At 43.6% G+C, this 10,227-nt stretch carries 6 protein-coding genes and 2 pseudogenes; 2 read left to right on the plus strand and 6 right to left on the minus strand.

The genetic code is table 11. The features are described 5' to 3' along the window. Window positions 1-535 (plus strand): annotated as a pseudogene (locus ACEW80_RS06930) (recombinase family protein); the annotation flags it as partial. 77 nt (window positions 536-612) lie between these two features. Here the strand turns inward: ACEW80_RS06930 and ACEW80_RS06935 are convergent. From ACEW80_RS06935 to ACEW80_RS06945, 3 genes and pseudogenes are all read right to left on the minus strand, one after another. Continuing rightward, entirely contained in the window at window positions 613-1,572 is a 960-nt protein-coding gene (locus tag ACEW80_RS06935) for a hypothetical protein (RefSeq protein WP_373525892.1), read from the minus strand. A 222-nt stretch (window positions 1,573-1,794) separates the two neighbouring features. Next, window positions 1,795-2,172 (minus strand): annotated as a pseudogene (locus ACEW80_RS06940) (reverse transcriptase N-terminal domain-containing protein); the annotation flags it as partial. 1,365 nt (window positions 2,173-3,537) lie between these two features. Next, entirely contained in the window at window positions 3,538-3,804 is a 267-nt protein-coding gene (locus tag ACEW80_RS06945) for a hypothetical protein (RefSeq protein WP_373525893.1), read from the minus strand. A 409-nt stretch (window positions 3,805-4,213) separates the two neighbouring features. Here ACEW80_RS06945 and mobV point away from each other — a divergent pair, with 409 nt between their 5' ends. Then, complete coding sequence (mobV, locus tag ACEW80_RS06950; protein WP_373525894.1) at window positions 4,214-6,004, plus strand: MobV family relaxase; 1,791 nt, start codon at window positions 4,214-4,216, stop codon at window positions 6,002-6,004. 586 nt (window positions 6,005-6,590) lie between these two features. On the opposite strand, the gene ACEW80_RS06955 is transcribed toward mobV, so the two are convergent. The 3 genes from ACEW80_RS06955 to ACEW80_RS06965 form a co-directional block, all read right to left on the minus strand. After that, the gene (locus ACEW80_RS06955) at window positions 6,591-6,968 is read right to left on the minus strand and encodes a DUF6009 family protein (protein WP_373525895.1); all 378 of its coding nucleotides are present in this window, start codon (window positions 6,966-6,968) and stop codon (window positions 6,591-6,593) included. 12 nt (window positions 6,969-6,980) lie between these two features. Beyond that, complete coding sequence (locus tag ACEW80_RS06960; RefSeq protein WP_373525896.1) at window positions 6,981-7,232, minus strand: hypothetical protein; 252 nt, start codon at window positions 7,230-7,232, stop codon at window positions 6,981-6,983. A 2-nt stretch (window positions 7,233-7,234) separates the two neighbouring features. Beyond that, window positions 7,235-10,227 (minus strand): DUF5906 domain-containing protein (locus ACEW80_RS06965; protein WP_373525897.1); only part of this gene is annotated, 2,993 nt, incomplete at its 5' end.

Below are 10,227 nucleotides of genomic sequence, written 5' to 3' on the forward strand. Positions count from 1 at the left end.
GGGGTTGTTAGTCAAACAAGTTGCTATTACCCCAATTGATGCTCCAGAACGTTCCACTCGTGTGCAAATACTGTGGCATACAGGAGCTACAAGCTGCTTTGTTGCGACACGCCCAACAAATGCAGAAAAATTCCGAACACCCAACCAAGTCATTCAAATCATTGAAGAATTAGCTGTGGGCCGAACTGATAGCGAAATTGCTCAGGAACTGAATCGCCGAGGTTTGGTGGGTGGTAAAGGGCGGGCTTTTACGAAAAAAGGTGTTGCCTGGATTCGTTGGAAGTTTGGGATTGAAAAGCCTTTAAGTAACCCACAAGTAGCACACTTAGGGGTTAGTCCAGAAGGTTATTATTCCACCAGTGCCCTAGCTGAAAAACTTGGTGTTGGAATTCATACCATCTATTACTGGCGAGATAAAGGAATTATTCAGGCTTTCCAAGAAACAGATCGAAGTCCCTGGTGGTATAAGGTTACACCCGAAATTTTAGACACTTTACGAGAAAAAATTCGCCGTGTGCCCGTTAAATCTGAATAATACTGGTTTGATAATGAGCCGAAAATAATAGCTTGTATACGGTTAACCCCTTGGAGTAATTTTGTACTCAAGGGGTTTTACTGTATATTGGGTGAGGGCTTTTCAATAAACTTTTCACCATCAAAATGCCAAGCAATTCCATCTGGGTCGTGAAGAGAAGTCCATTGCCCAAAATTTGGAGCATTTTTCTTATGACGAAGGGTGCTAGGAGAAACATTTAGTCTTCTTGCTAAAGCTGCACCAGTCAGGTGAGATAGGACTTCCAGAGAATTTTTACTTTCGGATTTCTTTAGTGAGCTATCAGGTAAGTCATTAAGTGGCTCACTATTATCAGATGATACTTTGGGATGATTATTTTCTTCGAGTAGTGGTAGACCATCAAGTAAGTCATGAAATGGCTCACCAATGACGGTCTCTAGTAAATCATTTGATGCTGGCTCACTTAGTAGCTCATTATAGGGAGGCGTGTTCTCCTCAATTAGTATGGAATTTAAGATAGATTCAGCAGTTGGTGTTACCAATAGTGACTCATTTGATAGCTCACTGTCGGCGGATACGGTTTCAATAATAGATGACTTCAATAATTCAGTGTCAACATCTGCCCCAGTTATTGGTAGCTCACTTCTAGATGTACTCCCGGACGTAACTACAGATTCGTTTGTCAAGTCAAGGATTCTGTTGAGTGATTCGTTTGGTGGCTCACCTAATGCCTCGTAGTTATCAGGTTGATGCAGATATTCGTTGTGCGATAGGTCTTCACCAGATGCTTGACAAGTATACTGACTCATTGCTTGCTTGAGTACTGCTACATCAGAAAGCAGACTACTCACCTTCATCTCTAAATCCTCAATTCGCTTTGGCGTACTTGATAGCTCACTTGGTAGCACATTGGGTATGCTACCACATAGGTAAGTCTCCAAAATTGTCACGATAGCGGCAGAATCTGACTTTAATCCTTGAGAGCGCTTAAATTCAACCAACAGTTCATAGACTTTGGGCGGTGGGTAGGCTGCTATCCGGGGATTTTTTGTTGCCATTGTTGGTAGACTTCCACACTTGATACAACTCTAGCCTACCCTATTAGTAGCTCACTCATAGCTCACTAACCACTACTTTTTTCACCTTAGCGAAGCTCTTCCCTTGGGGAGGCTTACTCACTTGTGAGAAAATCTGTACCCAATTGCAGCGCATTGAGTGGAGAATAATCATAGAGAGGAAAATATCCCTAAACTTCATTGAATCAAGGTGCAATATGAATACACCGTCGGTATCTTAAGCATTCTGGTAGTTCCGTCCTTCTTGGGGATGGGAATTTCTCGTAAGCCTTGATGCTTCCAATTTCCGTTATTAACTCTTAACCATTCTTCTAGATAGAATCGTTCGTTAAAAGTAAGGGATTTTTTGCCATCAATACCAGCCGTCTTTTTACCAGCATTTAGCTGAGATACTTGTCTTATTGCAAGAAATCGAGCCGAGGTGGATTTTAGAATAAGCTTTTGGAGTGACCTAGCTTTCCGCTTGTCTCCAACTTGAACCGCTTTGAATACGCGCTTTTGAAGGCGGAAAAGATTTCGGCGGAATTTCTTCCACGGTAGAGCTTTCCAAGATTCACTAGTTTTATAACTGTGTCTAATCATTTTCTCTTCTAGAGTTTGTATTTTCTGAACACCTCAGACCAATTACGGTCTGTCCTACCCGACTTGTGAGGATTCCGCTTCTCGTCTAGCCTACTTGGGGTTCGACTTCCCCAGGACTCACAAATCGTTTTTATTCGTTCCCTCGGAGAGATTGATTGTTCCGTTAGATGTAGCCAATTCGACTGCTGGATTCCCTAGACTCTTGCCGATTCCGTCCCCTTGTTCGGCGGGAATGAACTCCAGTGGGGTCAGGGGTTTTGTGTTGCGCCCTGCCTCATCTTAAGTCGCTTTTCTAGGCTCTGTTTCATCGTGGGAACTCCCTATTAGCGCCAGTGTCAGCCCGCAACGGCTGTCTGATTGCGCCCTGTTCCCAGCTTCACTCTACAAGAATCGAGCTTGTTCGGTGTGGGCAGGTAAGGAGTCAATTCTGAGTCTGAATGGCAAGGCTTACACTTGCATCTGACCGAGAGTTCAGCCTTTAGTGACAGTAATCTGCTGTCGGGCTGGTTTAGTTATGTACGGACTGATTACCGTGATTCACTAAACAACGAATCGCACGACCACAAGATGCGCGATCGCGCATTGCTATCGTAGTTGATCACTTTGAAAGTGAACGTTGAGCATTCGGCTTGAAACAGAACCAAGACTCAACATAAAAAAAACAAAATCCACAAAAAAATTTTTCCCTGTTTTTGACCCTTTTTTTGTCTATCTAATTGATAATTACTCTCAAGATGAACCGCCAAAACCGTGATTATTGATATATTTATCAAGAAATATTACAGTTTTGGTACTGGTTCCTTGATTTGACTAAATTCGTGTGTCTAACAGAAAATCTCGACAAAACATCCATTTTCCCCGCCCTTACCAACTACATTCAACATCTCCCAATATCTATCCGATATCTCCCAAATCTCCAATTTTTTCTTACCTTTTTACACCTTTTACATCATCCAGTAACGGAATTCTCATTAAGCTAATATTTTCCAGCAATTCCCAAGACTTCTGATAAATCTCCCCTTATTTGCCATTTTCTCCCAATAATTGGTCAATTATATGTAAAATCGCTTAAAAGCTTTTAAGATCTGTAATCCATCTTTTTTTGACGCACAGTACGCCATCTTTGGCGGAAAGTTTTTGAGAGTCAAAATTGAAAAGCAGAAGCCGAAGCAACAGCCATCAAAAAATACTACTGAATAACTACACAATCACGACAAAAGCCACCGATGAGTTCACCCCTCTTTTCACAAACGTATTGCGGGGGGTAAGAGGGGTGTTTGAGGAAATGTCCAAGGCAATTGAAGAAATTGAGCCGAATGAGAATATATAATACTACGATGTTGCAATCGTACTTCAAAAAACTGCTCAATCGAGTAACTGCTTGAGCAAGTAAATCTGTAATTCCAACTGTGAGACAGAGTAAATCACAGCAATCTTTAAAGTGTTGCTGTCAGCACCCCGACGCTTCAGGACAAAAGGCGACCAGCACATCCTTAAAGTACTCAAAACAATTTTAGTCAGACCTCTGCCCGACATTTGACGCTCACGCTCTCGTAAAAATTGCAGCAACTGGCCATCGCTACTGTCGTGACTACGCTTAATCGAAAGCACTTCCAAATTAGGTTGCTCCATGTCCCAAACTCCTATCGAATTAGAGTAGATTATGAGTAACCCATTGTTTTAATTAATACTAGAAATTTTAAGCTGTCAAAATACCCCTTAAACTACCCGCAAATACCCCTTGATTGTACCAAACGACAGTCGTTTGACTGTCAAAGCCTAAAAACACAAAGACTGTCAAACGACTGTCGTTGTACCCTTTAAAGGGGGGTTTGGGGGTATTTTCAGGAAAAGTAGTCTGGGCGATTTCGACCGCAAAAGTGGATTTCGGGGTTTAGTATAAGTGATACCATACTCCCTATGGTTTCATGCCCTGCGGGTGGCTGCGCCATCTCTCGCTGCGCTCATGACATGAAACCGTCGTTCGCCCTACGGGGTTTTTTCGTACTACAAAGCACTGCACTTGTAGCATAAATCTTTTATGTCGCCACTAACAATTCTCAGGATTGAGAAACTAAAAACATTCGGCAACGTTGCGGGAAGTGATGACCATGTTACCAGAAACAGAGAAACACCCAACGCAGATCCAGCTAGAGAGAATGTCCGGTTGATTGGGGGAGAAGACGACCGCGCACTCGAAGAGATAGTTAAAGAAAAAATATCTACGCTCAAGCATCGCCCTCGGCATGATGCGGTGTTATGCACAGAAATGTTTCTCTCGGCATCGCCTGAATATTTCCGCCCTGGTGATCCATCTCTTTCTGGGCAGTGGTCTGATCAGAGAATGCAGCAATGGGCGATCGCATCTCGTGACTGGCTATCTCAAAACTATGGGTCAAAGTGCGTCAGGGCAGAACTCCACCTAGATGAAAGTACCCCACACATTCACGCCTACATCGTGCCAGTGAACGAGAAAACTGGCAGAGTCAGTCATGATGCGATGTTTGGCGGCAGAGGTGGACAGGGAAGAATCAAGTTATCCAAGCTCCAAGATAGTTATGCTGCTGCACTTGCTCCTTTGGGCATTGAACGGGGGGTCAAGGGTAGCAAAGCAACCCACACCAAAGTAAAGGAATATTACCAAGCCGTTAACAATGAACCACTTACCGCAGTCATTACAAATAACCAATTAGCACCAATGCCATTTGAATCAGCAAGGAGTTATGTAGCCAGGATTCAGTCTGATGACCACTTTCAAGCGATTAACCACCAACTGGCTGACCGTAAGTTCATGGCAGAGCGATTGGAGAGGGCAGAGCAACGGGCCAGGGATAGCCAGAAGGAGCGACAGCAATTAGAAAAACGGGTGCAATTGTTAGAATCTCAGACCAATCAACTGCGCGACTTGCCCTTGGAGGATGTCGCCTGGGAGTTGGGGCTACACTACGAGCAAGGAAAATGGAGGGGTCACGGTAATATCATTAATATAGATGGCTCCAAGTTTTACGACTTTGCGCCCGAACAGCAGAAAGGCTCAGGCGGTGCGATTGACTTGGTAATGCACGTCAACAATTGCAATCTGCGGCAAGCGATCGCTTGGTTGCATGAGCGATTTGGTGAAGCTGGGGCAGAACGAGCAGCGATCGCAAAAGCAAAAACAGTGACCAATGAAATTATCCAGTTAGAACCACGCGACAAATTCCGGCTACCAGTTGAGGATAAAAGCAAGTGGACAGAGGTTCACAACTACCTCACCCAGAAACGGGGAATACCTGAAAATTTTGTGGAACTTCTGCATAAGAGGGGGTTAGTTTACGCTGATGATCAGCAAAACGCTGTGTTCGTCATGCGGAATCTTGGCGATCTCCCCCAGGCTCAAGGTGCATTCTTGCGGGGGACACGGGGCGAGAACAACACTTTCAAAGGTTACGAGAAAGGGACTAAGCGGCGTGAGGGCTTGTTTTACTTTCACTTGGGCGGCCAGCCAACTGATCCAGCAGAAAGGTTAGTGCTGTGCAAGTCACCCATCGATGCCATATCTTTTGGAATGCTGGAATATCAGCTTAGAGGCGATGTGCCACCCAATAGAACGCTGTACATGGCAGTGGATGACCCTAAAAGCTTACCAGTAGAGCAATTGCAGAATATTCCTAATGTCCAGGTGGCGTTTGACTCGGACGATTCTGGTAATGCATCTGCACGAGTTGTTAAGGAACTACTGCCACAGTCCAAGCGGATCAAGTGCAAAGCTGACGATTGGAATCAGCAGCTTATAGATTATGGGCAGCAGTTAAAACAACAGCCGAGGCATGAGGAGGATTTAAGTCTTTAAAAGTTGGCGTTCTAGTAGTGAACTGTACAGTCATTTTTGTAGCATAAAAGTAGTTTTTTAGTAGTTAATTTTGATTCAAGTGATTTGAAATTTACTTAAATCGCCACTTTTCGCTCAAAAAAACTTTCCGCCAAAGATGGCGTACTGTGCGTCAGAAAATGATATTATTCTTTTCTCGGAGCATAATATCATTGTGATATTTAAAAATGCAGAATTTCTGACATTTTCCATTGATTTGCCATTACTGTGCCATAGCCTTGCCATACCCATGCCATAATTGAGCCAGTTTTAACCCTAATTCTCAATAGTGATAATTAGTTGACAAATAACTTTTCAAAATTCCATTGATTTGCCATTGAGATGCCATTGAGATGCCATAATGGGAGCCAATTTTTGATTTTCCATAAATTTGCCATAATTCTGCCATTGGGGTAAGTTTTTAGTTCGCATACGAAGTTTTTGACGGCGAACTCTCTACCGCGCACCTCAATACGATAGTGGTCAGCCTAAACGGTCGGCATTACAACTGGCACAAGCATTTACAAAAGTTAAAATTGCGATCGCGTTGGGGTACTAATAAATATTGCTAGTCAACATCATTTGACAGTGTTCCATTCCAAGCCCTTTCTGTTATCTTTCCTAAAACTTTTGGGGCAATGGTTAACGGATCTATTGCTTCCATTGGGCAACCAACCTTATAAACTCCTTCTTCTTCATAAAAACGATCATGATCTGCAAGCCAAAACACCCGACGTGAGAAACACCCTCGCATTCTACTAGGAGCGTCACTTTCTAATTCGGAATAACCAATAATATGGTGTCTATCGTATTTAAGCTTTCCTTTTCTCTTTCTAGCAGCCTGTTCAAAATGCTCCCTAACATAAGGAATATTGGTAATATCTTCCAGCCAAACAATGTTTGATTCAAATTCAACATCTGACAAGGATCTAGCTTTCTCGCTCATAGAGAATATTCCTTAGTCAATTACAAACGTCTCACAGAGAGATGCATCTCGGTTCCCTTGCTCAGTGGACACAGTGACAATCCCATTCTTGGAGTCGTAACTAGTCATCTCGCCAGCAAACTTGACAGCACCACTAAGCGATCGCACTTCTACCGAGTTCCCAACAAACAATTCCGTTTGTTGGGGTAAATATAGCGAACGGCGGATACCCTTAAGTAGTTTTTTTATAAAACAGTAAGCTAACGGGTGGCAGTGACCACCCATTTTTATGAGCCAAAGTGAACCTCCCTCTCGGCGGCTGGTACTAGCATCTCAAGTTGCGCGAATTCACCCAAGGTCAAAAACCCGTGTAGTTCCGAGTAAGAAAGAATTTCCATTTCACTCAAAATATCCTTAACCACCTCCCAACTTGGATTAGGGGATTCCAAGATACAAGCGATCGCTTCTGAAGCTAAAACCTTGGAATCTTCGTCAGATCGCACCGACTCGGATTCACCCGCACCACTTTCTAGCTCTGACGCACCAGTGACGCATGAGTTTTCCATGCTCTGTAAGGGTTCCGCACCAGTGACGCATGAGTTGACGCAGGAGTTTTCCTTATTTGGCAAGGGTTCCGCACCACTTTCTAGTTGTTCCGCACCAGTGACGCAGGAATTTACGCAGTCGTTTTCCTTATCTTGCAAGACTTCCGCACCACTTGCACCAGTTTGGGGGGTATATTCTTCTATTTCCATTGGGGTAGGAAAAATATTTAATTGCATTTCCTGATCTTCAGTGTTTCTCTGTAAATTAGAAAAAGTGGTGCGGGTGGTGCGGAAGTCTTGATTTTGTGAGGTTTCTGGTGCGGAAAGTGGTGCGGAAGTGGTGCGGGTTGAGTCTATTGTGGTGCGGGTAGGGTCAAGAATTCCAATGCCTTTAAGTACTGGAATGTTTCTTTTAGACACATCACAGTATCTAGTCCCTTTGACCGCCTTGGGGAATAGTTGAGAGATTCGGGGAATGATTTGGTTGATGCCCTTCACGTTTTTATCGCTGGGGCGAACTTGGTCGATCCACGTTCTGCGGTTGCCCTCATCTATGGTCAGCGTTCCATTATCGATGTAGTGCTGTTCTAGGTATGACCATAAAGCTCGTGCGGTAATTTCTCCCCCTTCCACATAACCTATATTTGCGCTTTCTATAAAATCAAATAAATGGTTATTTTCTTTTTGAAGGTTTTTGAAAGCGTCGGTAGTGCATTCGTAATCAATCCCCTGTTCAATGAGGTCATTAAGAGCTTGCAGCATTTTATTTAGAAATGCGGGGGCTACTTTCGTTCTGATAAATTCCTTATCGTAAGCGAAGCGGGGATCAGCTAGTAATTCATTTGGGTTGTTCGGGTCAGGATTTTTTTCAAATGTTTTCTTGAACTCTAAAACTGCAATCCTGTCTTGAATTGCTTTCATTACTCCTTGAAATGATGGCGTTTCATTTAAGTTGAATATCCCGATGGCATTCGGGGTAAATTCGATGTGGTCTTTACCTTTGCGTTCACAATGCAACTTGTTCCCCGTGACAAACAACTTTAAACTTTGGATTTTATCAATCCTAGATGTTTGCGGATTCTCAGAAGCCCAATTGACTCTAGAGTGCATCAACGGAGCTAGATTAAATTTCCTACCCTCATCGTAAAACTGAAAGTCAGCAAGAGAAATAGAAGTTAATCCCGATTCCCCATAGATAATAGATAGACACTCGCGCAGAGCATCTTTACCGTTAGAACCAAGCCCAACTGCTAGCAGTGCTTTTATTTCTCTACCCTTAAGCTTCCTAACAGTTTCAAGGTCGAGAGATGCAGCAAGATTTCTTAAAAGAATTTCTTGCTGTGGTTTATCCAAGCAAGAAAGTAAGCGGTCACAATCTGTACTATCAGCGTTTGGATTATATTCAATTAATGGCTCGTAAATAAAGTAGTCTTCGGGTGTATGTGGGGATAGCGTTGTTACGAATTTCTGACCATTCCAAACAGGTCTAACAATTCCATTGACACAATTAACCCCCGGTGGATTGATTAATTCTGGGTCAATTCCTGTTAGCATCTTCGCCCATTCAAGAATCTTTTTTACCCAACTGGGTGAAGTATAAGGATAAGATTTTTTACCCTGTTCATTCTCAACCGCAAAGGAATTACAAAATTTGGCTATCCGTCTGCGCTCTGTGTCATCAGGAGAGTGTTTGTAGTGGTTGCCAGTATGCCAGTAAAGCTTATCAGCAGCACAAATCCAGTTCTTATCCCCATAGAGAGTTTGAAAAGCTTGCTGGATAAAGCTTACAACAGGGGATTGGTCATCATCATCGATGACATTTACCTCTGCCTGCTGTGTTCGCTGGTTTACGGCTGCGTGGATCTCCTGCTCTAATCGGCGGATAAACTCTGGTACTTCCATCTGCCCCAAGATTTCTTTAATGTCACTCGATTTATATGGTAAGTCGAGGCAGATGTCGTTTGGGTTAATTCCAATAAATCCAATTCCTACTTCAGCCGCACAGTCAAGGCAGGTCTGGAGTTTCTTTAGCCCAGTGTCATCTGGGTCATGCAGAAAAATGATCAATCCTATGCCTGAATCCTTGATGAGTTGGTATTCTGGCAGGATTGATTTTTTGTCCCATGCACTGCCCTGGAATGTGAACCCAGCAAGCCCATGCTCTCGACCAACTTCAACGCACCCCTCCCCCTCGTGTTGGAGTAGTGCCGGGGTTCCTTGCACCAATTTACTAGCAGCGATCGCCTCTTCAATACGATATGCCCTCCAAGGTTCATCCCCTTTTCTCATTTCTGGAGTGCCATCTGGAAGCCTGTGCCATTGGCGGAAGGACTTATCATAACCCTTCTCTTTGATGTAATCCGCCCATTCATAGCGAATTACCCATTGGTTTTGTGAGTAAGGATAGATTGTTTGTGTTGCATTCCCCGGTATTCCCTTTGGTAGCTTGCAAGTTATATTTTGAGTTTGGGGTATGTCAGTCGCCGCTTGGGTCAACATCACCAGTGCTAATTCACCATCTGGAATGGGCGCACTTTTGGGCCAGATTCTCTTGGGGTTGGGTATTTTCGCTTTTGGGGAAGTTGTATAATTAACCCCTGCCCTTTCTGCCACCACTTCAGCCCAGGGTTTAATCGCCTCCCGGATGTCCTTACACTCACACTGGTTAAAGCAGCTGTACTTCCCAGTTTCTTGGACAATGGATAAATTATGCCCACCGCAAACTGGGCAGATGT

The sequence above is a fragment of the Nostoc sp. genome (assembly GCF_041747015.1).
Taxonomy (GTDB): domain Bacteria; phylum Cyanobacteriota; class Cyanobacteriia; order Cyanobacteriales; family Nostocaceae; genus Nostoc.

What these genes read in the sequence shown, in the direction of transcription:
- ACEW80_RS06955 (WP_373525895.1), bottom strand. Translation starts at nt 6,968, where the DNA reads ATGAGCGAGAAAGCTAGATCCTTGTCAGATGTTGAATTTGAATCAAAC.
- mobV (WP_373525894.1), top strand. Translation starts at nt 4,214, where the DNA reads ATGTCGCCACTAACAATTCTCAGGATTGAGAAACTAAAAACATTCGGC.
- ACEW80_RS06935 (WP_373525892.1), bottom strand. Translation starts at nt 1,572, where the DNA reads ATGGCAACAAAAAATCCCCGGATAGCAGCCTACCCACCGCCCAAAGTC.
- ACEW80_RS06945 (WP_373525893.1), bottom strand. Translation starts at nt 3,804, where the DNA reads ATGGAGCAACCTAATTTGGAAGTGCTTTCGATTAAGCGTAGTCACGAC.
- ACEW80_RS06960 (WP_373525896.1), bottom strand. Translation starts at nt 7,232, where the DNA reads ATGGGTGGTCACTGCCACCCGTTAGCTTACTGTTTTATAAAAAAACTA.